At 62.0% G+C, this 24,555-nt stretch carries 22 protein-coding genes; 10 read left to right on the top strand and 12 right to left on the bottom strand.

The features are described 5' to 3' along the window. Window positions 1–366: 366 nt before the first annotated feature. From pepN to PSH78_RS11055, 6 genes are read right to left on the bottom strand one after another with little or no spacing between them, the layout of a single operon-like run. Entirely contained in the window at window positions 367–3,024 is a 2,658-nt protein-coding gene (gene pepN, locus PSH78_RS11080) for an aminopeptidase N (protein WP_305500454.1), read from the bottom strand. Window positions 3,025–3,037: 13 nt separating this feature from the next. Then, window positions 3,038–3,868 carry a DUF2797 domain-containing protein gene (locus PSH78_RS11075; protein WP_305500452.1) on the bottom strand — a complete coding sequence of 277 codons (831 nt, stop codon included), beginning with the start codon at window positions 3,866–3,868 and terminating at the stop codon, window positions 3,038–3,040. Further along, on the bottom strand, window positions 3,865–4,125 hold the full coding sequence (locus tag PSH78_RS11070; RefSeq protein ID WP_305500450.1) for a YeaC family protein: 261 nt from the start codon (window positions 4,123–4,125) through the stop codon (window positions 3,865–3,867). The genes PSH78_RS11075 and PSH78_RS11070 overlap by 4 nt, the downstream gene beginning before the upstream one ends. A 45-nt stretch (window positions 4,126–4,170) precedes the next feature. Next, complete coding sequence (locus PSH78_RS11065; protein ID WP_305500449.1) at window positions 4,171–5,043, bottom strand: rhomboid family intramembrane serine protease; 873 nt, start codon at window positions 5,041–5,043, stop codon at window positions 4,171–4,173. Then, window positions 5,040–6,014, bottom strand: a complete 975-nt coding sequence (locus PSH78_RS11060) for a metallophosphoesterase (protein WP_305501224.1) — start codon at window positions 6,012–6,014, stop codon at window positions 5,040–5,042. The genes PSH78_RS11065 and PSH78_RS11060 overlap by 4 nt, the downstream gene beginning before the upstream one ends. Next, window positions 6,011–6,901: an NAD(+) kinase gene (locus PSH78_RS11055; RefSeq protein ID WP_003180647.1), complete on the bottom strand. Its 891-nt coding sequence runs from the start codon at window positions 6,899–6,901 to the stop codon at window positions 6,011–6,013. Before PSH78_RS11055 ends, PSH78_RS11060 begins: the two co-directional genes overlap by 4 nt. Window positions 6,902–7,005: 104 nt before the next feature. Between PSH78_RS11055 and PSH78_RS11050 the strand changes: the two genes are divergently transcribed. Continuing rightward, complete coding sequence (locus PSH78_RS11050) at window positions 7,006–7,956, top strand: DUF1853 family protein (RefSeq protein WP_305500448.1); 951 nt, start codon at window positions 7,006–7,008, stop codon at window positions 7,954–7,956. Between the two features lie 123 nt (window positions 7,957–8,079). On the opposite strand, the gene PSH78_RS11045 is transcribed toward PSH78_RS11050, so the two are convergent. Beyond that, window positions 8,080–9,363, bottom strand: coding sequence for an arsenic transporter (locus tag PSH78_RS11045; protein ID WP_305500447.1), 1,284 nt, complete (start codon window positions 9,361–9,363; stop codon window positions 8,080–8,082). A gap of 176 nt (window positions 9,364–9,539) precedes the next feature. Beyond that, window positions 9,540–10,097 (bottom strand): NADPH-dependent FMN reductase, encoded by a 558-nt coding sequence (locus PSH78_RS11040; RefSeq protein WP_305500446.1) that lies wholly within the window; start codon window positions 10,095–10,097, stop codon window positions 9,540–9,542. A 186-nt stretch (window positions 10,098–10,283) separates the two neighbouring features. Between PSH78_RS11040 and PSH78_RS11035 the strand changes: the two genes are divergently transcribed. Together PSH78_RS11035 and PSH78_RS11030 are read left to right on the top strand one after the other, a co-directional pair. After that, window positions 10,284–10,544, top strand: coding sequence for a hypothetical protein (locus PSH78_RS11035; RefSeq protein WP_305500444.1), 261 nt, complete (start codon window positions 10,284–10,286; stop codon window positions 10,542–10,544). A gap of 85 nt (window positions 10,545–10,629) precedes the next feature. Further along, window positions 10,630–11,523: a LysR substrate-binding domain-containing protein gene (locus tag PSH78_RS11030; RefSeq protein WP_305500443.1), complete on the top strand. Its 894-nt coding sequence runs from the start codon at window positions 10,630–10,632 to the stop codon at window positions 11,521–11,523. Here PSH78_RS11030 and PSH78_RS11025 read toward each other — a convergent pair. The 4 genes from PSH78_RS11025 to PSH78_RS11010 all read right to left on the bottom strand — a co-directional run bounded on the left by PSH78_RS11025 (window position 11,489) and on the right by PSH78_RS11010 (window position 14,528). Beyond that, entirely contained in the window at window positions 11,489–12,103 is a 615-nt protein-coding gene (locus PSH78_RS11025; RefSeq protein WP_305500442.1) for a GNAT family N-acetyltransferase, read from the bottom strand. The genes PSH78_RS11030 and PSH78_RS11025 overlap by 35 nt on opposite strands. Window positions 12,104–12,363: 260 nt before the next feature. Further along, the gene (gene dnaQ / locus PSH78_RS11020) at window positions 12,364–13,125 is read right to left on the bottom strand and encodes a DNA polymerase III subunit epsilon (RefSeq protein ID WP_305500441.1); all 762 of its coding nucleotides are present in this window, start codon (window positions 13,123–13,125) and stop codon (window positions 12,364–12,366) included. 99 nt (window positions 13,126–13,224) lie between these two features. Beyond that, window positions 13,225–13,677 carry a ribonuclease HI gene (rnhA, locus tag PSH78_RS11015; RefSeq protein WP_030142629.1) on the bottom strand — a complete coding sequence of 151 codons (453 nt, stop codon included), beginning with the start codon at window positions 13,675–13,677 and terminating at the stop codon, window positions 13,225–13,227. Window positions 13,678–13,769: 92 nt separating this feature from the next. Further along, a complete protein-coding gene (locus PSH78_RS11010; protein ID WP_305500440.1) occupies window positions 13,770–14,528 on the bottom strand; it encodes a class I SAM-dependent methyltransferase in 759 nt (252 codons plus the stop codon). A 65-nt stretch (window positions 14,529–14,593) separates the two neighbouring features. Here PSH78_RS11010 and gloB point away from each other — a divergent pair, with 65 nt between their 5' ends. The 7 genes from gloB (at window position 14,594) to PSH78_RS10975 (ending at window position 24,547) form a co-directional block, all read left to right on the top strand. Next, window positions 14,594–15,361, top strand: a complete 768-nt coding sequence (gene gloB / locus PSH78_RS11005; RefSeq protein WP_305500439.1) for a hydroxyacylglutathione hydrolase — start codon at window positions 14,594–14,596, stop codon at window positions 15,359–15,361. A 99-nt stretch (window positions 15,362–15,460) separates the two neighbouring features. Continuing rightward, the gene (locus PSH78_RS11000) at window positions 15,461–16,918 is read left to right on the top strand and encodes a transglycosylase SLT domain-containing protein (RefSeq protein ID WP_305500437.1); all 1,458 of its coding nucleotides are present in this window, start codon (window positions 15,461–15,463) and stop codon (window positions 16,916–16,918) included. 235 nt (window positions 16,919–17,153) lie between these two features. Continuing rightward, a complete protein-coding gene (locus PSH78_RS10995; RefSeq protein ID WP_305500436.1) occupies window positions 17,154–18,986 on the top strand; it encodes an extracellular solute-binding protein in 1,833 nt (610 codons plus the stop codon). Continuing rightward, on the top strand, window positions 18,983–20,836 hold the full coding sequence (locus tag PSH78_RS10990) for an extracellular solute-binding protein (protein ID WP_305500435.1): 1,854 nt from the start codon (window positions 18,983–18,985) through the stop codon (window positions 20,834–20,836). Before PSH78_RS10995 ends, PSH78_RS10990 begins: the two co-directional genes overlap by 4 nt. Window positions 20,837–20,840: 4 nt before the next feature. Further along, window positions 20,841–21,914: a microcin C ABC transporter permease YejB gene (locus tag PSH78_RS10985; RefSeq protein ID WP_305500433.1), complete on the top strand. Its 1,074-nt coding sequence runs from the start codon at window positions 20,841–20,843 to the stop codon at window positions 21,912–21,914. A 1-nt stretch (window position 21,915) separates the two neighbouring features. Continuing rightward, entirely contained in the window at window positions 21,916–22,935 is a 1,020-nt protein-coding gene (locus PSH78_RS10980; protein WP_305500432.1) for an ABC transporter permease, read from the top strand. 1 nt (window position 22,936) lies between these two features. Next, window positions 22,937–24,547 (top strand): ABC transporter ATP-binding protein, encoded by a 1,611-nt coding sequence (locus PSH78_RS10975; protein ID WP_305500431.1) that lies wholly within the window; start codon window positions 22,937–22,939, stop codon window positions 24,545–24,547. The last annotated feature ends 8 nt before the right edge of the window (window positions 24,548–24,555 follow it).

Raw genomic sequence — 24,555 nt, 5'->3', positions numbered from 1 at the left:
TGTTAGGTCATTCAACCTTTCAGGGCGCCGTAGTCGGGCATGTCGAGATCGCCTGGCCGGAGCATAGCCCTGAAACCTGCAATCTAGAGCCCCTTCGGAAGCTGGCCTATCCTATCGGGCTTTCGAAAGGTCTGACAATCGACGCCACGTTATCTTTTGTTAACCGGGGGGATATCGGCCAAGGGTGAATCAGAAGACATTCGCGAGGGTGATGGATGTGGCGAGGGAGCTTGCTCCCGCTGGAGGCCGAAGGACTCCCTGACCTTGGTCCACTCGCTATTGCAGCGAAAGTGAAATCCGGATCGGGCCTGCTTCGCAGGCCAGCGGGAGCAAACTCCCTCGCCACAAAGGTACGGCAGTGCCTGTTTATGCCAGGCTCTTGCTCACCACTTCAAACACATCGGCCGACAGCCCGCCAGATGCCAGGATGCGCTCCAGCTCGCCTTTCATCAGCGCCTGGCGGGCGCTGTCGTATTTGCGCCAGCGGGTCAGTGGCGCCAGCTGCCGCGAGGCGATCTGCGGGTTGAAGGCGTTGAGCTGGATCACCAGGTCCGCCAGGAAGCGATAACCCGAACCGTCGGCGGCGTGGAAGTTGATCAGGTTCTGCCCGGCGAACGCGCCGACCAGTGCCCGCACCTTGTTCGGGTTCTTGATGTTGAACGCCGGGTGCTCCATCAACGCCTTGACCCGCGCCAGCCCGCCCGGCAACGGGCTGCCGGCCTGGACGCTGAACCATTGGTCCATGACCAGCGGGTTGCCCTTGAAGTTCTCCGCGAAGACTTCCAGGGCCTTGGCCTTTTCGCTCTCGAACGGCGAGTTGACCAGCACCGCCAGCGCCGTGAGGCGCTCGGTCATGTTGTCGGCGGTGTCGAACTGTTCAAGCGTGGCGCTCAACACTTCGGGCTTGTCGGTCAGCATCAGGTAGGACAGCGCGATGTTCTGCAACGCACGCCGCGCGAAGTGCTCGGCCTCGGCCACGTACGGCGTGCGCCGGGACAGGTCGCGGTTGGCCTCGTAGCGCAGCCACAGCGCTTCGAAGAGGTTTTCGGCCAACTGCCGGCGAGCGAACTCGCGGGCGGCGTGGATCGCCTCGACGTCCGCCACTTCGCTGATTTCGGTCAGGTAGGCTTCGCTTGGCAGCGAGAGCATTTCCGCGACCATCGCCTGATCCAGGGATTCATCCGACAGCACGCTGCGCAACGCGCTGACCAGCCGAGGGTCAAGCACCAGGCTTTCGCCTTTCTGGTGCTGGCCGATCAGTTCTTGCAAGACCTGCACCGACAATTGCTGGCCGGCATCCCAACGGTTGAAGCCGTCGCTGTCGTGTTGCATGAGGAACATCAGTTGATCACGGTCGTACGGGAAGCTCAGCTTCACCGGTGCCGAGAAGCCGCGCAGCAACGAAGGCAAGGGCTTTTCAGCGATATCGACGAAGGTGAAGGTCTGCTCGGCCTCGGTCACCGAGATCACCCGGGTGGTACCGTTCGCCGCCGCTTCGCCGCTCAGGCGCAATGGAATTTCAGCGCCATTGCTGTCCAGCAGGCCCAACTCGACCGGAATCACGAAGGGCAGTTTCTCGGCCTTGTCCGGCGTCGGCGGGCAGCTCTGGCGGAACGTCAGGCTGTAGGTCTTCGCCGCGGCGTCGTAGGCCTCGCTCACCGCCAGCCGTGGCGTACCGGCCTGGCTGTACCAGCGTTTGAACTGGCTCAGGTCGACGCCATTGGCATCCTCCATGGCCTTGATGAAATCGTCGCAGGTCACGGCCTGGCCATCGTGGCGCTCGAAGTACAGGTCGCTGCCCTTGCGGAAGCCGTCGGCGCCCAACAGGGTATGGATCATGCCGACCACTTCCGAGCCCTTTTCATACACGGTCAGGGTGTAGAAGTTGGAAATCTCGATGAAGCTGTCCGGGCGCACCGGGTGAGCCATCGGGCCGGCGTCCTCGGCGAACTGGTGGGTACGCAGGTACGCCACGTCCTGGATGCGCTTGACCGTGGCCGAGTTCATGTCCGCCGAGAACCCGGCGTCGCGAAACACCGTGAAGCCTTCCTTGAGCGACAGCTGGAACCAGTCGCGGCAGGTCACGCGGTTGCCCGACCAGTTATGGAAGTATTCGTGGGCGACGATTGCCTCGACCCGCTGTTGCGCGGCGTCGGTGGCGGTTTCGGCGCGGGCCAGTACGGCGCTGGAGTTGAAGATGTTGAGGCCCTTGTTCTCCATCGCGCCCATGTTGAAATCGTTGACCGCGACAATCATGAAGATGTCCAGGTCGTACTCGCGCCCGTACACCTCCTCGTCCCAGCGCATCGACTTCTTCAGGCTGGTCATGGCGTGCTGGCACTTGTCGATGTTTTCCGGCTCGACGTAGATGCGCAGCGCCACGGTGCGCTCGGTCATGGTGGTGAAGGTGTCTTCGACGCACCACAGGTCACCGGCCACCAGGGCGAACAGGTAGGCCGGCTTCTTGAACGGGTCTTCCCAGGTCGCCCAGTGCCGGCCGTCTTCGCCGGGGCCGCTGGCAATCGGGTTGCCGTTGGAGAGCAGCACCGGGTAGCTGTGCTGTTCGGCGACCACGGTGGTGGTGAACTTGCTCATCACGTCCGGGCGGTCAAGGTAATAGGTGATCTTGCGAAAGCCCTCGGCCTCGCACTGGGTGCAGAACATGCTGCCGGATTTGTACAGGCCTTCCAGCGCCGTGTTGGTTTCCGGATGGATGCGCACGGTGGTATCGACAGTGAACGCCTGGGCCTTGGGCTGCAAGGTCAGGTGGCTGTCATCCAGTTGGTAGTCGCCCTGCCCCAGGTCGGCGTCGTCGAGCTTGATCGAGAGCAATTCCAGCTGCTGGCCATCGAGCACCAGCGGCGGCAATCCGGCGCCGCGCTCGGGGTTGCGGCGCATCACCAGTTGCGCATGGACCAGGCTGTGATCCTCGAACAACTCGAAGGTCAGGTGCGTCTCGTCGATCAGGTATTCGGGCGCCTGATAGTCCTTCAGGTAGATCATCTTCGGTTGTTCGGTGCGCATGGGTCGAATCCTTCTACTGATGCACGGCGAGCTGGTAGGCCGTGTATTTACGAATATTGATCACGCCGGTATCGAAAATCAGGTATTGGCCCTTGATTCCCAGCAGCGTGCCTTCGGCGATCGGGTCCTTGTCCAGATTGAAGCTGACGATCTTCGCCGGGTACTGCTGCACCGGGTAACGGATCTCGATCGGTTCGACGTCCGCTATGGTCTGGATCGCCTGCAAGCCGAATCGTTCCTGCAAACCCTGCAGGCCCTGGGCGCAGCTTTCAAACAGTGAATCACGGATCTGCCGCAAGTCCACCGCCGCGGCGTCACCCTTGAGCAAGGCGCGCCAATTGGTCTTGTCCGCCACCTGGCTGCGGAACAGGTCTTCGACGAAACCCGACTGCTGGCGGGTGGCGACCCGCAGGATCGGCAGCGCCTGGCTTGCACCCTGGTCGAGCCAGCGGGTCGGCAGTTGCGTGGCGCGGGTGATGCCGACTTTCACGCCCGATGAGTTGGCCAGGTAGACCACATGATCGGTCATGCAGAACTGCTCGCCCCAGGCCGGGTCGCGACAGGTACCCGCCTCGAAATGGCAACGCTCGGGGCTCATGATGCACAGGTCGCATTGGGCCAGTCTGGTCATGCAGGGGTAGCAATAACCCTGGCTGAAACTGGTCTTGGTCCGCCGTCCACAGTGGCTGCAGTGGATCGCACCGAGGTATTCCAGGCGAATCCTGCTGCCGATCAACGGGTTGACCGGCACCTCGACATCGTCCAGGCGAAAGGCGTATTGAACGGTCGGCCCGTCAAGGCGTGCCGACATCTTGCTGATTGCACCGCGGCCAATCTCGATCAATGGATGGCGTCCGACTTGAACAGGATATTCGGCACGACGGTGGCTTTCGACTGGCACTCCTGCGGGCCCATGTAGCCGGTGCGCTCTTCTTCGGGCAGGTTCTGGATTTCCCAGGCGATCATCGCCTGCAGCGACAGCTCGCGCTGCTCGGCGGTGAGCTTGTTGCCGTCGGCCCATTTACCGATTTCCACCGCCAGTTTCAGGCTGCGGTAGATGTCGGGGGTGATGTTGTTGATCATTTCGTTGAAGGAAGACATGGGTTCTCCGCGCAATTGCGCATTCTCAAAAGGCACAGGCGCCGATCAAAGGGCCATTTTACGGCGGGCGAACAGCCCGCCCAACAAGCCCGTGAAGCAACCGACGAGCAGCCCGCCGACGTGGGCTGCGTTGGCGATCTCGCCGAAACCGATCAGCGAAACCAGCCCGGACAGGCACAACAGCAACCACACCAGCATCATCACCAGCACCCCACGGGGCAAGTGATAGGCCGGGTTCGGCGCGAGCAACTGGTAGATCCAGCAATGGCCCAACAGGCCGTAAAGCACTCCGGACAGCCCGCCGAACAGGGTCCCGCCGCTGAACAGGTACTGGGCGAAATTGGACACGAGGCTGAACAGCAGCGTCAGCCCCAGCAGGTTGATCCCGCCCTGGCGCGCTTCGATCCGGCGTCCCAGTTCCCAGTACCACATGCCATTCATGGCGATGTGCAGGAAGCCGAAGTGAACCAGCATCGGCGTCACCAGCCGCCACCACTGCCCCGCCGCGAGGCTGTCGGCCAACGGCGTGAACTGGATGTAGTCGCCGACGACGCGAAACTCGAGGAAGGTCAACCAGCGCAGGGTTTCAAGATTTTCCCCCAGCAGGGTCACGGCACTGACGATCAGGCTCAGCAGCAATATCAGGGCCGTCACCGGACTGCGAGTCAGTTGCTGGACGAACCCTGCCCGCCGGGACGTGCTGCCGGTGTCAGGCAGTTCCAGCTGTTGCTCCGGATCGCCGGCGGGAAAACGTTCGTACAACGAACGCACGTTTTCGCTGATTTCATCCGGCACCCAGAGCACCTGCTCGCCCGCCTCTTCGCTGACGCGATGAGGCACCTGCATGCGCTGCAGCAGCTTGACGAAACCGCTCAGGTCCACTGCCAGGGGCAGGCGCAGGACAGCGACGACGCTCATCGCACCATCTCCGGCCGCTCGACATCGACCCAGACGAACTTGTGCGGGTCCAGGCGGGTTTCCTGGTCGAGCCGATAGGCGACCAGCTTGCCGTAGAGCACCGCGCTGTAGTCCAGGCAGGCCAGGTTCGGGCGGATCGGCGCCGGTTTGCCGCTGCGCCAGTAATGGCCGACGAACAACATCGGCTCATCGACGCCATACCGCAGCAGGTTGTTTTTCTCGTCCGGCGACAACGGTGTGCGGGCCACCGGCTCCGGCAACGCGTCGGGCTGGAAGACGATGTCGCCGTAGGTCTGCGGGTTGTCTTCCCAGAATTTGGTGCGGAAGAAGGCGCGGGTCAGGCCGTCGCCACCCGTCAGGGTCATGCCATGGGGCAGGCGCATGTCGGTGCCGCGCAACAGGCGATCGAACACTGTGCAGGCAAAACTGCCCGATTCGGCCGAAGCCTGGAGAAAATGCTCGTCGATGCAGCCTTCCGGGAACAAGCCGCGCAATGGCTCGATCAGGCCCGCGTCCCAGCAAGCGTGGACGACCCGGAAGCGCCCGGCGTCGACAAACAGCGGCAGCTCGTAGAACCACTTGAGAAAGTCACGCCATTCACCCGGGTGCTGCTCGAACTGGGTCAGGGTTTCGTTGAGCAAGCGGGCATGCCGCGGTGTGTGTTCGCGCACGTAGCGCTGGCCGCTGCCCGGCAATGCCGGCGTGCTCCAGCCCAAGGCGTTGAACTCGTGGTTGCCCATGATGCACAGCGCCTGGCCGGCCACGACCATGTCGTGGACGATGTGCAGCGCCTCGCGAATCCGCGGGCCCCGGTCGATGATGTCGCCGAGGAACACCGCCATGCGCGAAGGATGCCGCCAGACCCCGGCCTGCTTGCGGTAACCGAGTCGGTCGAGCAGGTGTTCCAGGGTCAAGGCGCATCCGTGCACATCGCCGATCAGATCGTAACTGCGCGCGGGATCGAGCATCAGTCGCCTCCACCCCCCAACCGACTGCCCCAGCCGAGCTTGGTCCGGCAGACTTCGTAGTAGTTGTGATCCAGCGGATGGATCAGGCGCAGCTTCTGCGCCTTCTTGCTGACGGTGATGGTGTCACCCGGCGCGCAGGTGAAATGGTTCTGGCCGTCACAGGAGACTTGCGGGTAGATCTGCATATCCTTGGACACGACGATTTTCAGCTCACTGTTGCCATCGACCACGATGGGTCGCCCAGACAAGGTATGGGGGTACATGGGCACAATCACAATAGCGTCGAGCTTGGGATGCATGATCGGGCCACCGGCCGACAGCGCGTAGGCGGTGGAACCGGTCGGGGTGGCGACGATCAGGCCGTCGGCCTTCTGGCTGCAGACAAACTGGCCGTCGATGTACAGCTCGAATTCGATCATGCGCGTGGATTTGCCAGGGTGCAGCACCACGTCGTTGAGCGCATCGCCCTGGCCGATGGCCTCGGCGTGACGGCGCACCTCGGCTTGCAGCAGGAAGCGGTTTTCCACCAGGTAATGGCCGTCCAGCACCTCGGCGACCTTGATCTCCAGCTCGTCAGGGCGGATATCGGTGAGAAAGCCCAAGCTGCCACGGTTGATCCCCAGCACCGGGATGTTGTGCCGCGCCAGGGCCCGGGCGGCGCCCAGCAGGCTGCCGTCGCCACCGACGACGATGACCATGTCGCAGACTTCGCCGAGCATCTTGCGCGACGACGTCTGCAGCCCGTGGCCCGGCAGCACTTCGGCGATGGTATCTTCGAGGATCACATGCAGGTGCCGCTCCAGGAGGAAGCGCTTGAGACGGCGAACGGTGTCCAACACCTGGGAACTGCCCAGGCGACCGATGATGCCGATATTGCGAAATTGCTCCATGAGGCTCCTGCGAGGTCTGCGACGGGCGAAAAACCCGATTATGGGCGAAACCGCGCCGTAGACAAAATCCTTTAAGCCTTCAGCGCAACGGCTATGCTCGCACCATGATCCTGTTTCCCGAATTGCTCGACCTGCCCCGCCGCCTGCGCCATCCCGAAGTGCGGGACCTGGCGTGGGTGATCGTCGCCCCGCCGATGCTCATCGACACGCCCTGGCCCCAGCGCCATCCGCTGGCGGGCAGCGGCTGGGTGCAGCAGCCCCATCACCTGGAACACTGGTTGCGCGAACTGGACCGCGACAGCTATCCGTTGTTGCAGTGCCTGTCCCTGGGGCGCACGCGGCGCCTGGGGCTGTATTACGAAAGGCTCTGGCAGTTTGCCGTGCAGCATGCGCCGGGCATCGAACTGATCGCGGCGAACCTGCCGATCCGGCGCGAGGGCCATACGTTGGGCGAATTGGACCTGCTGCTACGCGATAATGAAGGTGTGCATCACCTGGAGCTGGCGATCAAGTTGTACCTGGGCCCGCAACAAGGCAACGGGCGGGATACCGCGCAATGGCTTGGGCCCGGCTGTCACGACCGACTCGACCGCAAGCTGACGCATCTGCATGAACACCAGTTGCCGATCTCGGCACGCCCGGAAAGCCGCGACGCTCTGGCGGCGCTGGGCATCGAGTCGTTCAGCTCACACCTTTGGCTCGGCGGCTACCTGCTCTATCCCTGGCCGGGCGAGGCCGAACCACCGAGCGGTGCGCACCCCCGGCATTTGCGCGGCCGCTGGTTGCACCAGCGGGACTGGCCCGGATTCGTCACCCAGCGCCCGCCAGGGCGCTGGCAGCCCCTGCCCCGCGCGGCCTGGCTGGCCCCGGCCCATTACCCGGTTGACCAGGTCTGGACCAACGGACAACTGGAGGCCTGGCGAACCGCCCTTGATCCCATGGCACCGGCGCAACTGATGGTGCGCCTGAGCGAAAATGCCGAGGGCGAATGGGAAGAAGCCGAGCGGGCGTTCCTGGTGGCGGATCTTTGGCCGGATGTGCCGGGTAATGGTTGAGGTTTGGGGTGCCTGTCAGGGCCCCTTCGCGAGCAGGCTCGCTCCCACAGGGGAATTGATTCCTCCAGGGGGAATGCATTCCAGATGTGGGAGCGAGCCTGCTCGCGAAGGCGTCGCCACGGCCTAGAGCGACAACCGCACCGCCAGCGCCGCCAACGTCACCAGCAACACCGGCACCGTCAGCACAATCCCGACCTTGAAGTAATAACCCCAGCCGATGCGGATATCCTTGCGCGCCAGCACATGCAGCCAAAGCAAGGTTGCCAGGCTGCCGATCGGAGTGATTTTCGGCCCGAGGTCGCTGCCGATGACGTTGGCGTAGATCATCGCCTCCTTGACCACGCCAGTGGCCTGGCTGGCATCGATAGACAAGGCGCCGATCAGCACCGTCGGCAGATTGTTCATCACCGATGACAGCAGCGCGGTCAACAGACCTGTCCCCATCGCCGCGCCCCATACCCCGTAACCGGCGAAGCCATCGAGCCAGGCGGCGAGGTAACCGGTGAGGCCGGCGTTGCGCAGGCCATAGACCACCAGGTACATGCCGAGGGAAAAGATCACGATCTGCCAGGGCGCCTCTTTCATCGCCTTGCGCGTGGAAATCTTGTGTCCTCGAGCCGCCACCGCCAACAGCAGCGCAGCGCAGACCGCCGAAATCGCGCTGATGGGGATGCCCAGCGGCTCCAGGGCAAAGCAGCCGAGCAAAAGGATCGCCAACACCACCCAACCGGCATAAAAAGTTGCCGTATCGTGGATGGCGCTTGCCGGGTCGTCCAGTTGCTGCGGGTCATAGTCGCGCGGGATATCGCGACGAAACATCCACAGCAGTATCGCCAGGCTGGCCGCGACGCTGACCAGGTTCACCGGCACCATGACCGACGCGTAGCGATTGAAGCCGATGCCGAAGAAATCCGCGGAAACGATGTTCACCAGGTTCGATACCACCAGAGGCAGGCTGGCGGTATCGGCGATGAAACCGGCGCCCATCACGAACGCCAGGGTCGCCGCCGGCGAGAACCGCAGGGCCAACAGCATGGAAATCACGATCGGCGTCAGGATCAGCGCCGCCCCATCGTTGGCGAACAATGCCGAGACCAGCGCCCCGAGCAACACCATGAACGCAAACAGCTTGCGCCCGCTGCCTCGCCCCCAACGGGCCACATGCAACGCGGCCCAGGCAAAGAACCCGGCCTCGTCCAGCAACAGGCTGATGATGATCAATGCGACGAACGTACCGGTGGCATTCCAGATGATCTGCCACACCAGGGCAATGTCCCCGACCTGTACCACGCCGCTCAGCAAGGCCAACAGTGCACCGAGGGTGGCACTCCAGCCGACGCCCAACCCCTTGGGCTGCCAGATCACCAGCGTAATGGTCAGCAGGAAAATCAATGACGCGATGAGCATGCGTTACGGCCTTGAAAGAAAAAGAAAAAACCAACAGCAGGACGCAACTGCGCCAGCGAACGGCGAAGATAGGGAGTTTCGGATATTCGGTAAAGCAGGAACTGAATGACTTATGCAGTCATGGATGCACTTGTGGCGAGGGAGCTTGCTCCCTCGCCACGGGTTTCACGGTGATATCAAACCTTCTTATGCTGCTCCACCCACTTGCCATAGGCATCGATGAATTTCTGCAAAAACGGCCTGACCGACTCCGACAGGTTACCCGCCTCGTCGAACGCCGTGCCCGCACCGCTCAGGTAGGCTTCCGGTTGTTGCATGCAAGGCACGTCGAGAAAAACCAGGGATTGGCGCAAGTGGTGGTTAGCGCCAAAACCGCCGATGGCACCGGGTGAGGCGCTGATCACTGCACCCGGCTTGCCGCTCAGGCAACTCTGACCGTAGGGGCGTGAGCCGACATCGATGGCATTCTTCAGCGGGGCCGGCACCGAGCGGTTGTATTCCGGTGTCACGAACAACAACGCATCCGCCGCGCCGACCTTCTGGCGAAACGCGGTATAGGCCGCCGGCGGCGAGACGTCGATGTCTTCGTTATAAAGTGGCAGCTCGCCGATTTCGACGATTTCCAGTTTCAGGTTGGACGGCGCCAGGTCCGCCAGGGCCAACGCGACCTTTCGGTTGATCGACGCCTTGCGCAGGCTGCCCACTAAAACCGCCACTGTGTAGACATTACTCATGAGAGGCTTCTCGACTATCGGCTCAAAGGGAGCCTGTAGTTATAGATGATCGGCACCACAATTGGACCAGTGGATCACCTAAAACCTGCCAACCGGACTATTTTTTTACTGTAGGAAAACTTACCGCGCTTGACCAAGGTCTACAGAACCGCAAATCGAGTGATCTATTTTCAGAGGTTCCAAGCAATGGCAGCAGTACTTGTCGGACAATTTCATGCACGGGACGCCGAAGGTCGCGTCTATTCGGTGCATGAATTCCAAGAATCAGACCCGTCGCAGGACGGCATTGGCAAGGATGTCATCACTTATAAGCTGGCCATTGGAGATCGGGTCAACAAAGTCGACGAGGACACGTTCCTCCTGGTGCAATCCGGCATCCACCTGACCCGCGAGCCTGAAACGCCACGGCAGCCTCAGGCGCCAGTCGAAACGCAGATCGCTCTATAACTGTTTGCATGAGCAGAAGTCGCACCCGTAATTGGGTTAGGATTCAGCCACTCAATGGCTTACCTGCCTAATACGGACCTCTTGCATGCGTTTACGCCACATCGAAGTGATCCAGGCGCTGCTGCAGACTGGCCACCTGGGTACCGCGGCCGAATGGCTGCAATTGCCGGTGGCCGAAGTCGAGTCGATCCTGCGCGATGCGGAGGCCCAGCTCGGTTTCATGCTGTTCGCCAGCGTGCGCGGACGCTTGCAGGCGACTCGGGAAACCCTGGAATTACGCGAAGGCATCACGCGGCTGTACGACACCCTCGAACCGATACAGCGAATGGCCGCCAGCCTGAAGCATTATCAGGCGCCGCCCCTGCGCATCATCTGCACCCCACCACTGGCCCAACAGCTGTTACCCCTGAGCATTGCCGCGCTGCGTCGGCGCCATCCGGATGCGCCGTGCACGCTGCTCAGCCAGCCGACCCGGGAAATCGTCAAGAGCCTGCTGCTGCGTGAAAGCGACTTGGGCCTGAGCCTGCACGATCCCGAACACCCCGACATCGATTGCCAGATGATCGCCCAAGGCAAACTGCAGTTGCTGGCGCCCCATGGCTGGCTGCAACCACGACAGAAATACCTGTCGGTTCAGGATCTGGCGGGCCAGTCGCTGGTCGGGCTGGAGGGGCATGATCCGCTGAGCCCGGCGTTCGACCACAAGCTTGGCGCACTGCGCCCGGCGCCGGTGGTGCAGATACGCGTGCAGACTCATCAGATGATGCGGGCAATGGTGGAGGCCGGCGAAGGCCTGGCGATTGTCGACCCGTTTACCGCCTCGGGGGCCAGGGGCGGCGACCTGGACATCTGTCCGGTATCGCCGGCCGTGCCCATCTGCCTCTATGCATTGAGCCTGAACGGTGCGACGCCTTCACCGGCGGTCCAGTCGTTGCTGGAACGGATCACGGAACAAGCCGAGGCGTTGCTGAACCACTGACCGTCATGCCCAGTGGATCGTCGAACAACCGGTACCAGAACAGCGCCACCTCGGCGGTGTGTCGGTCAATGCCGCGATAGCGCAGGTGATCGATGCCGCCGAGCACATAGCCGCAGCGCTCGTAAAGCCGGCAGGCGCCCAGGTTGTTGTTCTGGGTTTCCAGCATGATGCCCGGCAGTTTTTTCTTGCGGCTCCAGAACTGGGCCACATCGAGCAAGGCCTTGGCTACCCCATGTCGGCGTGCCGGGGCATGCACCGCCAACTCGTCGATATGGGCATACCCGTTCCAATTGGTGCTGACGACCAGATGCCCGACCGGCTGGTCGTCCAGGTAGGCCATGAAGATTTCGCTGTCCGGGGCATCGCGAAAACTGCTGAACTCTTCAGGGTCGATGCCGTAGCACTTGCGGTAGGGAACGATCGGCGTCACCGGCCACTGGCTCACCGGCCGGCCGATCTGCGCCGTGCCGTAGACGCTGACTTCGAAACTGAAATCGCTGCCCCAGATATAAGCGGCGAAGCCGTCATCGGCGACGCGCACCGACAGGCCGGGGTGCTTGGGATTCATGACCGGTTGCATACTGGGGAAGGTCCTCATTCCTTGAGACAACCAACGGCGCGAAGCCATCCATTGCCCTTGCTTGTCGAATCTTCACACGTCACGCGAATAACCATGGCCTGCCTTTACTTCAGATTGGAAGGTATTGGCGACTGCGCCGACAACTGAACGATGCAAACTCTTGTGGGAGCGAGCCTGCTCGCGAAGACGTCGGCACATTCGACACAGATGCCAACTGAACCAGCGCTTTCGCGAGCAGGCTCGCTCCCACAGATATCTCATCAACTCGCGGCAGCCTGCGCCTCGACCAATTGCGTCCACAATGCCGGGGCACCGGCGGACTTGGCGATGGCTTCCAGACGCGCGGCATGTTCGGCCAGGTCGCTTTCGCTGGCGCGGATGATCCGGGCCGGCTTGCGGTCTGCCGACAAACGCCGGATCTCGCTCGCCTGGTTACCCGAACCTTCGCCGGTGCCATTGCCGTCAGACGCATTGCCGGCCAGGGACAGGCTGGTCTGACCGCCAGTCATGGTCAGGTAGACGTCGGCGAGGATCTCGGAGTCGAGCAAGGCGCCGTGCAGCTCACGACCGGAGTTGTCGACCCCATAGCGCTTGCACAAGGCATCAAGGCTGTTGCGCTGGCCCGGATGCCGCTCCCGCGCCATCATCAAGGTATCGAGGATAGTGCAATGCCGGGTGATGTCGGCCCGGTCGTGCTGGCCCATCAGGGCGAATTCATTGTTGATGAACCCGACGTCGAACGCCGCGTTATGGATGATCAACTGCGCGCCCTGGATGAATTCGAAGAACTCATCGGCTACCTCGGCGAAACGCGGCTTGCCCACCAGGAACTCGTTAGTGATGCCGTGCACGCCAATGGCACCCTCGTCGCTTTCGCGGTCCGGTTGCAGGTAAACGTGGAAATGACGACCGGTCAGGCGCCGACCGATCAGCTCGACACAGCCGATTTCGATAATCCGGTGACCGTCGGTCACCGGCATGCCGGTGGTTTCGGTATCCAGTACTACAGATCTGTTGGCCATCAGTGTTCAGCTCTCAAACGGGCAGTCTTGCAAAAGCGCGGATATTAGCACGCCCAGACAGGGGATGAGCCTGAGCCTGCTTTTGTGGTGAGGCCCGGATCAAGCCTGCTTATACCCACGCACCTCATCCACCCCACGATTGGCCAACTGGTCGGCCCGCTCGTTGCCGTGGTGGCCGATGTGCCCGCGCACCCATTTCCAGGTGACGTTATGGCGGTTGACCTGCTCGTCCAGCAGCTTCCAGAGATCAGCGTTCTTGACCGGTTCCTTCGCCGCCGTTTTCCAGCCGCGCTTCTTCCAGTTGGCCATCCACTCGTTGATGCCTTTCATTACATACTGCGAGTCGGTCACCAGCAGCACATCGCATGGCCGCTTGAGTTCTTCCAGGCCGCGAATGGCGCCCATCAGTTCCATGCGATTGTTGGTGGTATTGGCTTCGCCGCCCCAGAGTTCCTTTTCCACGCCCTTGCACACCAGCAACGCACCCCAGCCACCCGGGCCCGGATTGCCCTTGCAGGCGCCGTCAGTGAAAAGTTCTACGCTATCGCTCATGCCAATCTATCCAGAAAAAATGCAAAGGCCCGCCGGTCGGGACCGCTCGACGCCCGAAGCCGAATGCCGGCCAGAACCATTGGAAATAAAAGTTACGGCTCGATGTGACGGCGATTGACCTTGGCCATCGGCAAGGGAATCAGCTTGCCCACCGGCTCGCGCCGCGCCTGGCGTACCGGGCGCAAGCCGACGACGATCTTGCGCGCCACCAACAGATAGAAGCCGCCGCCGGACAATTGCCAGTCACCGGCCTTGCGCTCCCAGCCGGCCAGACGGGCCTGCCACTTGGGCGACGCAAGCGGCGGACGATAGCACCCGAAGCGGCGTTTCTCCAGCGCGAAGCCCAGCAGGTTGAGCCAGTCGCCCACTCGCGAAGCCGAGATGCAACGGGCCTGGCGCAGCGCGTCGCCGGCGAACACATGACGCAGCCCCCAACTGCTCCAGGGGTTGATGCCGATAATCAACAAATGGCCACCGGGACGCACGCTGCTGGCGGCCTCGCGCAACAGCCCGTGGGGCGACAGGCAGAAATCCAGGCCGTGCTGCATGACCACCACGTCGGCGGCATGCTCGCTCAACGGCCAGGCCTGCTCCTCGCAGACGATCTCCACGCCAGGCAACGGCGCGCCCAGGCGTACGTTGCGCTGCACCTGCGGCGCCGACGGCGGGGTCTGCGCCGAGGGGCCGTAATGCACCAGGTAGCCGCCGAAGAACCGGCCCAACTCGTCTTCGAGCATGCGCCGTTCTTCTTCCAGCAGGAATTGCCCGACAGGGCCGGACAGCCATTCACGGGCGGAACTGATCAATGCCAGCCATTCAGGATCAGCCTGAGCGAACGCTTCATCGGTCATTGCATTCTCCAACGCGCCAGGAAGTTCTAAGATGCGCCTTTGTTTTGAGCTTGGCGAATTCAGCGATGATACAGATCAGTGCCCTGCCCGCGTTTACCGATAACTACATCTGGTTGTTACAGGATCACTCGACCCAACGCTGCGCCGTGGTCGACCCGGGCGACGCCGCCCCCGTGCGGGCCTGGCTCGACGCCCATCCGGGCTGGGTCCTGAGCGACATCCTGGTCACTCACCACCACCATGATCATGTCGGCGGTGTCGCGGCGCTGAAAAGCGCGACGAACGCCACCGTCTACGGGCCGGCCGGCGAAAACATCCCGGCGCGGGACATCGCCCTGGAGGACAATGCCAAGGTCAACGTGCTGGGCCTGGACTTCGATATCCACGCCGTGCCCGGACACACCCTTGGGCATATCGCCTACTACCATCGCGGCCTGCTGTTCTGCGGCGACACGCTGTTCGCCGCTGGTTGCGGCCGGCTCTTCGAGGGCACGCCCGAACAGATGCACCACTCCTTGAGCCGCCTCGCCGCACTGCCCGACGATACGCTCGTCTACTGCACCCATGAATATACCCTGAGCAACCTGAAGTTTGCCGTCGCGGTCGAGCCGGCCAACCCGGACATTGCCGCGCGCCTGGAGAAGGTCACCGAGCAGCGCAGCCAGGGCGTCATCACCCTGCCGTCGACCCTGGCCCTGGAAAAGCTCACCAATCCGTTTTTGCGCACCTCTGAAACATCCGTTAAAGAAAAAGCAGACGAACGGAACGGCCAGCGTAACCAGACGGCGAGTGAGGTTTTTGCGGCCTTGAGGGCCTGGAAAGATAAGTTCTAAGCCAGCTACCAATTGATACAAAAATTCTGAATGGTTGACCTGTTGGGGTGCGCTTCCTAGAATCGGCCGACATTTTTGCCCGGAACTTACTTCCAGCCAATGTCGTCATCTATTCGCAGGTCCGTCCAGTCAGACACATTGACCCGCTTGGCTCAAGCCATCGCGGTGGCTGTGTCCGCCACGCTGGCCGGCTGCCAGAGCACCAGCCAGGTGCCGCAGACCGATGTCGCGCATACGCCGAATATCGCCGCGCGAGCCAAGCAAAAACCCGTGTGGCTGACGGAAAAACCCAGCCCGCAAGTGCCCCAGGACGTATGGGAACGCATGCGCCAGGGCTTCCAACTGCAGGAAACCGCCGGGGTCAACCCGCGCATCGAGCAGCAGCGCCTGTGGTTCGCCAGCAATCCGTCCTTCCTGGAAAACGCCGGCGAGCGTGGCAGCCTGTACATCCACTACATCGTCGAGCGTCTGGAAGAGCGCAACATGCCGCTGGAGCTGGCGCTGTTGCCGGTAATCGAAAGCGCCTACAACCCGATGGCCTATTCCCGCGCCAACGCGGTGGGCCTGTGGCAGTTCATCCCCTCCACCGGGCGTTATTTCAACCTGCGCCAGACGCGTTTCTACGATGGACGTCGCGACATCACTGCGTCGACCACGGCCGCCATGGATTACCTGACGCGCCTGCACGACATGTTCAACGGCGACTGGCTGCTGGCGCTGGCGGCCTACAACGCCGGTGAAGGCACGGTCAGCCGGGCCATCGAGCGCAACGAAAAGCTCGGCCTGCCCACCGACTACTGGAACCTGCCTCTGCCCAGCGAAACCCAGGCCTACGTGCCGAAGCTGCTGGCGCTGTCCCAAGTAGTACTGGCCCCCGATGCCTACGGCGTGAACCTCAACCCGATCGCCAACGAACCCTATTTCCAGGTCGTCGAGATCAACCAGCGCATGGACCTCTCCAAGGTCGCAGCGGTGGCGAACATCGACGAAGACGAGCTGTTCCAACTCAACCCGGCGTTCAAGCAGCGCACCACCATCGACGGCCCGCAACACTTGCTGGTCCCGACCTCCAAGGCACAGTTGCTGACCGCCAGCCTGTCGACCATGCGCCCGGAAGAGTTGATCAGCCCGCGCTCGCTCAAGCCGGTCTTCGAAAACGCCGATGACAGCGAAGTGGAAGGTGTACGGCGCAGCTACCGGGTCAAGCGCGGCGACAACCTGGCCCAGATCGCCAAGGCCAACAACGTCCAGACCAAGGACCTGCAACGCTGGAACAAGCTCAGCGGCAACAAGCTCAAGGTCGGCCAGACCCTGGTCATGCAGGACGTCAAGGCCACCAAGGCAACCAAGGCCAGCGGCAAACGCATCAACACCGTCGTGGCCGCCAAGGGCAAGGAACAGAAGAAGCAGACCCAATACAAGGTCAAGCAAGGCGACTCGCTTTACGTGGTTGCCAAGCGCTTCAACGTCGAAATGCAGCACCTCAAGCGCTGGAACCCGCGCATGGGCAAGGCGCTCAAGCCTGGGCAGATGCTGACGGTCTATTCCCCGCACTGACACCGGGGCTCCCTGAAGCAAGGGAGCTTGTTGTGGCGAGGGGATTTATCCCCGCTGGGCTGCGAAGCAGCCCCCCTGGATCTATCTGACACACCGAGTTGTCAGGTTCCAGGGCCGCTTCGCGCCCCAGCGGGGATAAATCCCCTCGCCACAAGCCCCCCGCCTTTTTCCTGCCGATACAAGCTGTTACTGTACAGGCCATAAAAGCCCAAGCCGCCTGGATCGGATCTCAGACTTGATACGTCCCCTCCTCCTGTTCCTGATCAGCCTGGCCTTGAGCTCCCCCGCCGGCGCCACCATCAGCGAAAGCCATGGCTATGCGCAGTTCGGCACGCTCAAGTACCCGGCCAGATTCACCCACTTCGACTGGGTCAACCCGCAAGCGCCCAAGGGCGGCACCTTGCGGGTCATGGCATTTGGCACCTTCGACACACTCAACCCGTATACCTTCAAGGGCAGCAGCCCGGTCTCCACGGCAAACTTCCTGCAATACGGCATCAATGAATTGAACGAGCCGTTGATGGTTGGCACCGGCCAGTACGCACCGTCCGGCGACGAACCGACGTCGAGCTACGGCTTGATCGCCCGATTCGTGGAATACAGCGAGGACCGTAGCTGGGTGGTGTTCAACCTGCGGCCGGAGGCGCGGTTCCATGACGGCGTGCCGATCACCGCTTATGACGTGGCGTTTTCCTACAGGACGCTGCTCAAGGAAGGTCATCCGCAATACCGCACCAACCTGCAGGAAGTGCTGCGGGTCGATATCCTCAATCCGCTGAAAATCCGCTTTGTCTTCAAGCGTGCGGGCAATCCCTTGCTGATCCTGCGCCTGGGGGAACTGCCGGTGCTGCCCCAGCACTACTGGAAAGACCGCGACTTCAAGGCGACCACCTTCGAGCCTCCCCTGGGCAGCGGCCCTTACCGCATCACCAAGGTGCAGCCCGGTCGCCAACTGGTCTTCGAACGGGTCAAGGACTACTGGGGCAAGGACTTGCCGGTCAATCGCGGCAAATACAACTACGACCGCATGGTTGTCGAGTTCTACCGCGACAGCGAGGTGGCCTTCGAAGCGTTCAAGGCCGGTGAATTCGATATCTACATCGAACACCAGGCCAAGAACTGGGCCAACGGCTACAACTTCCCGGCGATCAACCGTGGCGATGTGATCAAGGCGCAGATTCCCCATCAGATTCCGACCCAGACCCAGGGCCTGTTCATGAACACCCGGCGCAGCACCTTCGCCGAGGTCAAGGTGCGCGAAGCCCTGGGGCTGATGTTCGATTTCGAATGGACCAACCGCACATTATTCAGCGGTGCCTACAAACGCACACTCAGCTATTACCCCAACAGTGAATTTTCGGCCACGGGCCTGCCGGTGGGCCACGAATGGCTGCTGCTCAAGCCGTATCGGGAACAATTGCCGCCCCGGTTGCTGACCGAACCCTTCAGCCTGCCTCGCACCGACGGTCGCGGCGTTCCGCGCGAGACACTGCGCAAGGCCCTGGGTCTGTTGAAAGAAGCCGGATGGACCCTCCACGGCCAGCACTTGCTGAACGCCGACAAGCAGCCCTTGCGCTTCGAAATCCTGTTGGTGAACCCGAACCTGGAGCGCATCCTCCAGCCCTACGTCGAGAACCTCGCCAGCATCGGCGTCCAGGCCCGTCTGCGCACGGTGGACCGCGCCCAGTACAAGCAGCGCCTGGACCAGTTCGATTTCGACATGATCCTGCTGACCCTGAGCCAGACCCTCAGCCCGGGCCTTGAGCAATGGCAGTATTTCCACTCCAGCCAGGTCGGGATCAAGGGTAGTAAAAACTATGCGGGCATCGCCAATCCCGTGGTCGATCACCTGCTGGAGAAGCTGCTCGCCGCCCAGACTCGCGACGAACAGGTCGCCGCCGGCAAGGCCCTGGACCGCGTGCTGCTATGGCAGCATTACTGCATTCCCAACTGGTATCTCAATTATCATCGCCTGGCGTACCGCAACCGGTTCGCCTTCGTCACTACGCCGCCCTATACCCTGGGCCTGAGCGCATGGTGGCTGAAATCTTCGGAGAAAGATCAATGAAGCCTTTACGCGCCCTGCTCCTGCAGGCCAGCGGTCTGTTATTCGCCGGGCTGGCCTGTGCCGCGCCGCAGCACGCCTTGACGTTGTATAACGAGCCGCCAAAGTACCCGGCCGACTTCAAGCATTTCGATTATGTAAACCCGGATGCCCCCAAGGGTGGGATATTCCGCCAGGGCGGGTTTGGTGGCTTCGACAGCCTCAACCCGTTTATCAGCAAGGGCGTACCGGCCGAGGATATCGGCCTGATCTACGACACCCTGGCCAAGCAAGGCCTCGACGAGCCCTTTACCGAGTACGGCCTGATCGCCGAAAAGATCGAGAAGGCCCCGGACAATGGCTGGGTGCGCTTCTACCTGCGCCCCGAAGCCCGCTTCAACGACGGCCATCCGGTGCGCGCCGAAGACGTCGTGTTCAGCTTCGAGACCCTGACCAGGGACGGCGCCCCGATGTTTCGCGGTTATTACAACGACGTCGCCGAAGTCGTCGCCGAGACGCCACTCAAGGTCCTGTTCAAGTTCAAGCACACCAATAACCGCGAACTGCCGCTGATCCTCGGCCAACTGCCGGTACTGCCCAAGCACTGGTGGGCCAACCGCGAGTTCAACAAGGGCAACCTGGAGATCCCCCTCGGCAGCGGCCCCTACCGGGTCACCGAAGTGAAGGCGGGGCGTTCGATCCGCTACGAGCGCGTCAAGGACTACTGGGGCAAGGACCTGGCGGTCAACCGAGGGTTCTACAATTTCGATGTACTGACCACCGATTACTACCGCGACAACACTGTGGCGGTAGAGGCGTTGAAAGCCGGGCAATTCGATTTCTGGCTGGAGATGGCCGCCAAGAACTGGGCCAACGCCTACAACATTCCCGCCGTCAGCGAAGGCCGCTTGATCAAGGAACAGATCCCCAACGGCAACCCCACCGGCATGCAGGGTTTTGTCTACAACCTGCGCCGCCCGATCTTCCAGGACGTGCGGGTGCGCCAGGCGTTGAGCCTGTTGCTGGACTTCGAGTGGACCAACAAGCAGTTGTTCCACGGTGCCTACGCCCGCACCCGCAGCTATTTCGAGAACTCGGAAATGGCCGCGACCGGTCTACCCGGCGAAGACGAATTGAAGATTCTCGAACCGCTGCGCGGCAAGATTCCCGAACAGGTCTTCACCGAAACCTTCCAGCCAACGGTCTGCGATGGCAGCGGCATGATCCGCGACCAGCAGCGCAAGGCCTATCAGTTGCTGCAAGAGGCCGGCTGGCGCATCGTCGACGACAAGATGGTCGATGCTCAGGGCAAACCGGTGGTGCTGGAATTCCTCCTGGCCCAGACCGAATTCGAGCGGGTGCTGCTGCCCTTCAAGCGCAACCTGAGCGACCTGGGAATCGAGCTGGTGATTCGCCGCGTCGACGTGTCCCAGTACATCAACCGCGTGCGCTCCCGGGACTTCGATCTGGTGGTGGGCAGCTTCCCGCAGTCCAGCTCACCGGGTAACGAGCAGCGCGAGTTCTGGATGTCGGCTGCCGCGGACAAACCGGGCAGCCGCAATATCATGGGCCTGAAGGACCCGGCCGTCGACCAGTTGGTGGAACAGCTGATCAACGCCGATTCGCGCAAGAGCCTGGTGGCCCATGCCCGGGCGCTGGACCGGGTGTTGCAGTGGGGCTACTACGTGATCCCCAACTGGCACATCAAGACCTGGCGCGTGGCCTACTGGAACCACATCGGCCACCCTGAAATCACCCCGACCTATGACATCGGCACTACCACGTGGTGGGTCAAACCGGACATCAAGCCGGCCGAAGAAGTGGAAAAACAAGTGATCGAGCAGCAAGTCGCCGCCCCTGTGAGCGTGGAGTAACCCGATGCTGGCTTATATTTTTCGGCGCCTGCTGCTCATCATCCCGACCCTGTTCGGCATCCTGCTGATCAACTTCGTGATCATCCAGGCCGCGCCCGGTGGGCCGGTGGAACAGATGATCGCCAAGCTCGAAGGTTTCGAAGGCGCTACCAGCCGCATCGCCGGCGGCGGCGCGGAAGTGTCGGTGGCCGGCTCCTCCTACCGCGGCGCCCAAGGCCTGGATCCGGCACTGATCAAGGAAATCGAGCGCATGTACGGCTTCGACAAGTCGGCCCCCGAACGCCTGTGGATCATGATCAAGAATTACGCCCGCCTGGACTTTGGCGACAGCTTTTTCCGCGACGCCAAGGTCATCGACCTGATCAAGGAAAAGATGCCGGTGTCGATCTCCCTCGGGCTGTGGAGCACGCTGATCATGTACCTGGTGTCGATCCCGCTGGGGATCGCCAAGGCCACGCGGCACGGCAGCCATTTCGACGTGTGGACCAGCTCGGCGATTATCATCGGCTACGCGATCCCGTCGTTCCTGTTCGCCATCCTGCTGATCGTGGTGTTTGCCGGCGGCAGCTATTTCGACTGGTTTCCATTACGGGGCCTGACGTCGAACAATTTCGAAGAGCTGAGCCTGGGCGGCAAGATCCTCGATTATTTCTGGCACCTGGCCTTGCCCGTCACCGCCCTGGTGATCGGCAACTTCGCCACCATGACCCTGCTGACCAAGAACAGTTTCCTCGATGAGATCAACAAGCAGTACGTGGTCACCGCCAAGGCCAAGGGGCTGACGCGCAACCGGGTGCTCTACGGGCATGTATTTCGCAACGCCATGCTGCTGGTGATCGCCGGTTTCCCTTCGGCGTTCATCGGGATCTTCTTTACCGGCTCGCTGCTGGTGGAAGTGATCTTCTCCCTCGACGGCCTCGGGCTGATGAGCTTCGAAGCCGCCATCAACCGTGATTATCCGGTGGTCTTCGGCACACTGTTCATCTTTACCCTGCTGGGGCTGGTAGTGAAACTGATCGGCGACCTGACCTATACCTTCGTCGATCCGCGTATCGACTTCGAAAGCCGGGAGCATTGAGATGAATCTCTCCCCTCTCAATCGTCGCCGTTTCGAACTGTTCAAGGCCAACAAGCGTGGCTGGTGGTCGTTGTGGCTGTTTCTGTTCTTGTTCGTCCTCAGCCTGGGCGCCGAGCTTATCGCCAACGACAAGCCGCTGGTGGTGCACTACGACGACGGCTGGTACTTCCCGGCTCTGAAGCGTTACCCGGAAACGACGTTCGGCGGCGAATTCCCGCTGGAGGCCAACTACAAGAGCCCGTATATCCGCGAGTTGCTCGCCGCCAAGGACGCCTGGGTCGTGTGGGCACCGATTCCATTCAGCTACCAGAGCATCAACTACGACTTGAAGGTCCCGGCCCCGGCACCGCCCTCGTCGGTGAACTGGCTGGGCACCGATGACCAGGGCCGCGACGTGCTGGCGCGGGTCATCTATGGCTTTCGTATCTCAGTGCTGTTCGCGCTGACGTTGACGGTGCTCAGCTCGATCATCGGGGTGATCGCCGGTGCGTTGCAGGGCTTCTATGGCGGCTGGGTAGACCTGGCCGGCCAGCGCTTCCTGGAAATCTGGTCCGGGCTGCCGGTGCTCTATCTGCTGATCATTCTCGCCAGCTTCGTCCAGCCGAACTTCTGGTGGCTGCTGGGCATCATGTTGCTGTTTTCCTGGATGAGCCTGGTGGATGTGGTGCGCGCCGAGTTCCTGCGCGGGCGCAACCTCGAATACGTGCGCGCCGCGCGGGCGCTGGGCATGCAAAATGGCGCGATCATGTTCCGCCACATCCTGCCCAATGCCATGGTCTCGACCATGACCTTCATGCCGTTCATCCTCACCGGCGCCATCGGCACCCTCACCGCCCTGGATTTTCTCGGTTTCGGCCTGCCGGCCGGAGCGCCATCCCTCGGCGAGCTGGTGGCCCAGGGCAAGTCCAACCTGCAGGCGCCCTGGCTGGGCATCAGCGCATTCGCCGTGCTGGCGATCATGCTGAGCCTGTTGGTGTTCATCGGCGAGTCCGCTCGCGATGCCTTCGATCCGAGGAAGTGAAATGAACCAGGACAATCTGATCGAAGTACGCGACCTGGCGGTGGAATTCATCGTTGGCGAACGCCGCCAGCGCGTGGTCGAGGGCGTCAGCTTCGACATCAAGCGCGGCGAAACCCTCGCCCTGGTGGGTGAAAGCGGCTCGGGCAAGTCGGTGACGGCCCATTCGATCCTGCGCTTGCTGCCCTACCCGCTGGCCCACCACCCGACCGGGACCATCCAGTACGCCGGTCAGAATCTGCTGGGCCTCAAGGAAAAGACCATCCGCCATATCCGTGGCAACCGGATCGCGATGATTTTCCAGGAGCCGATGACTTCCCTGAACCCGCTGCACTGCATTGAAAAACAGCTCAATGAAGTGCTCGGCATCCACAAGGGCCTGACCGGCAAGGTCGCCACCCGTCGCTCCCTTGAGCTGCTGGAACTGGTCGGCATCCCCGAACCGCACAAACGGCTCAAGGCGTTGCCCCACGAACTGTCCGGTGGCCAGCGTCAGCGGGTGATGATCGCCATGGCCCTGGCCAACGAGCCGGAATTGCTCATAGCCGACGAACCGACCACCGCCCTGGACGTCACCGTGCAGTTGAAAATCCTCGATCTGCTCAAGGATTTGCAGGCGCGCCTGGGCATGTCGCTGCTGCTGATCAGCCACGATTTGAACCTGGTGCGAAGAATTGCGCATCGCGTATGTGTCATGCAGCGCGGTTGCATCGTCGAACAGGCATCGTGCGCAGAGTTGTTCCGCGCGCCGCAACATCCGTACACTCGGGAATTGCTGGCCGCCGAGCCCAGCGGCAACCCGGCGACCAATGTGGTCGGCCCGCCGCTGCTGGAGGTCGAGGACCTGAAAGTCTGGTTCCCGATCAAGAAAGGCCTGTTCAAGCGCACGACGGATTACATCAAGGCGGTGGACGGAATTCGCTTCAGCCTGCCCCAGGGCCAGACCCTGGGCATCGTCGGCGAGAGCGGTTCCGGCAAGTCCACGCTGGGGCTGGCGATCTTGCGGTTGATCGGCAGCCAGGGCGGGATCCGCTTCGAGGGCAAGCAGCTCGACAGCCTGTCGCAGCAGCAGGTCCGGCCGTTGCGCCGGGAGATGCAAGTGGTGTTTCAGGACCCGTTCGGCAGCCTGAGCCCGCGGATGTGTGTGAGCCAGATCGTCGGTGAAGGGCTGCGGATCCACAAGATCGGCACCGCAGCCGAACAGGAACAAGCGATAATCGCGGCATTGAAGGAGGTAGGCCTGGACCCGGAAACCCGGAACCGCTACCCCCACGAATTTTCCGGAGGGCAACGGCAGCGCATCGCCATTGCCCGGGCCCTGGTGCTCAAGCCGGCGTTGATTCTGCTGGACGAACCAACGTCGGCCCTGGACCGTACCGTGCAACGCCAAGTGGTGGAGCTGTTGCGGTCGCTGCAAACCAAGTACAACCTGACGTACCTGTTTATCAGCCATGACCTGGCTGTCGTCAAAGCGCTGAGCCACCAGCTGATGGTGGTCAAGCATGGCCAAGTGGTCGAACAAGGTGATGCCCGCAGCATATTCGCCGCGCCGCAACACCCCTATACACAGCAGTTGCTGGAGGCCGCTTTCCTGGCCCCGACAACTGCCGAATAACCTGAAAG

The organism is Pseudomonas sp. FP198, from assembly GCF_030687895.1.
Taxonomy (GTDB): domain Bacteria; phylum Pseudomonadota; class Gammaproteobacteria; order Pseudomonadales; family Pseudomonadaceae; genus Aquipseudomonas.
Note: the sequence above shows the minus strand (reverse complement) of the source record. Positions and strands in the feature narration are given on the sequence as shown.

Bases quoted from the DNA above. Each gene is read 5' to 3' on its own strand.
- pepN (WP_305500454.1), bottom strand. From the start codon at position 3,024: ATGCGCACCGAACAACCGAAGATGATCTACCTGAAGGACTATCAGGCG.
- PSH78_RS11070 (WP_305500450.1), bottom strand. From the start codon at position 4,125: ATGTCTTCCTTCAACGAAATGATCAACAACATCACCCCCGACATCTAC.
- PSH78_RS11065 (WP_305500449.1), bottom strand. From the start codon at position 5,043: ATGAGCGTCGTCGCTGTCCTGCGCCTGCCCCTGGCAGTGGACCTGAGC.
- PSH78_RS11055 (WP_003180647.1), bottom strand. From the start codon at position 6,901: ATGGAGCAATTTCGCAATATCGGCATCATCGGTCGCCTGGGCAGTTCC.
- PSH78_RS11050 (WP_305500448.1), top strand. From the start codon at position 7,006: ATGATCCTGTTTCCCGAATTGCTCGACCTGCCCCGCCGCCTGCGCCAT.
- PSH78_RS11045 (WP_305500447.1), bottom strand. From the start codon at position 9,363: ATGCTCATCGCGTCATTGATTTTCCTGCTGACCATTACGCTGGTGATC.
- PSH78_RS11040 (WP_305500446.1), bottom strand. From the start codon at position 10,097: ATGAGTAATGTCTACACAGTGGCGGTTTTAGTGGGCAGCCTGCGCAAG.
- PSH78_RS11035 (WP_305500444.1), top strand. From the start codon at position 10,284: ATGGCAGCAGTACTTGTCGGACAATTTCATGCACGGGACGCCGAAGGT.
- PSH78_RS11030 (WP_305500443.1), top strand. From the start codon at position 10,630: ATGCGTTTACGCCACATCGAAGTGATCCAGGCGCTGCTGCAGACTGGC.
- PSH78_RS11025 (WP_305500442.1), bottom strand. From the start codon at position 12,103: ATGCAACCGGTCATGAATCCCAAGCACCCCGGCCTGTCGGTGCGCGTC.
- dnaQ (WP_305500441.1), bottom strand. From the start codon at position 13,125: ATGGCCAACAGATCTGTAGTACTGGATACCGAAACCACCGGCATGCCG.
- rnhA (WP_030142629.1), bottom strand. From the start codon at position 13,677: ATGAGCGATAGCGTAGAACTTTTCACTGACGGCGCCTGCAAGGGCAAT.
- PSH78_RS11010 (WP_305500440.1), bottom strand. From the start codon at position 14,528: ATGACCGATGAAGCGTTCGCTCAGGCTGATCCTGAATGGCTGGCATTG.
- gloB (WP_305500439.1), top strand. From the start codon at position 14,594: ATGATACAGATCAGTGCCCTGCCCGCGTTTACCGATAACTACATCTGG.
- PSH78_RS11000 (WP_305500437.1), top strand. From the start codon at position 15,461: ATGTCGTCATCTATTCGCAGGTCCGTCCAGTCAGACACATTGACCCGC.
- PSH78_RS10990 (WP_305500435.1), top strand. From the start codon at position 18,983: ATGAAGCCTTTACGCGCCCTGCTCCTGCAGGCCAGCGGTCTGTTATTC.
- PSH78_RS10985 (WP_305500433.1), top strand. From the start codon at position 20,841: ATGCTGGCTTATATTTTTCGGCGCCTGCTGCTCATCATCCCGACCCTG.
- PSH78_RS10980 (WP_305500432.1), top strand. From the start codon at position 21,916: ATGAATCTCTCCCCTCTCAATCGTCGCCGTTTCGAACTGTTCAAGGCC.
- PSH78_RS10975 (WP_305500431.1), top strand. From the start codon at position 22,937: ATGAACCAGGACAATCTGATCGAAGTACGCGACCTGGCGGTGGAATTC.